General features: G+C 66.8%; 2 pseudogenes. Both read left to right on the top strand.

Annotated elements, in window-relative coordinates:
- Window positions 1-117: 117 nt before the first annotated feature.
- Window positions 118-225: pseudogene (locus ACQ4LH_RS21045) on the top strand (Crp/Fnr family transcriptional regulator); the annotation flags it as partial.
- Window positions 226-298: 73 nt separating this feature from the next.
- Window positions 299-391 (top strand): annotated as a pseudogene (locus tag ACQ4LH_RS21040) (Crp/Fnr family transcriptional regulator); the annotation flags it as partial.

Raw genomic sequence — 391 nt, 5'->3', positions numbered from 1 at the left:
GGGGGTGCGCCCCGCCCCACGGGAAGGGAGGCGCTGCTGCCCCGTGGCCCCCCCCCCTTTTTGKTTKGGMWAWTTTCCCCKGTCCGSCGGCNCCCCCCCCCCCCCCCCGCCSCYTTGGCGGASGCCCCCGCCACTTTGCTGCTGGTGCCGCAGGCGCCGCTGTTGGCGCTGCTCGAACAGCAGCCGCAGTACTGGCGTGACTTCGCCCTGCTGATGNAAAAAAAAAGTGTCCCTCATCTCTTCCTTTTTTTCCCGTGGGGGCTGGTATATGATAAAAAGGAGCCGGTCTTGTGGGAACGGCGCCGCCACTTTGCTGCTGGTGCCGCAGGCGCCGCTGTTGGCGCTGCTCGAACAGCAGCCGCAGTACTGGCGTGACTTCGCCCTGCTGATG

Source organism: Pseudomonas peli, assembly GCF_050563605.1.
Taxonomy (GTDB): Bacteria; Pseudomonadota; Gammaproteobacteria; order Pseudomonadales; family Pseudomonadaceae; genus Aquipseudomonas; species Aquipseudomonas peli_A.
Note: the sequence above shows the minus strand (reverse complement) of the source record. Positions and strands in the feature narration are given on the sequence as shown.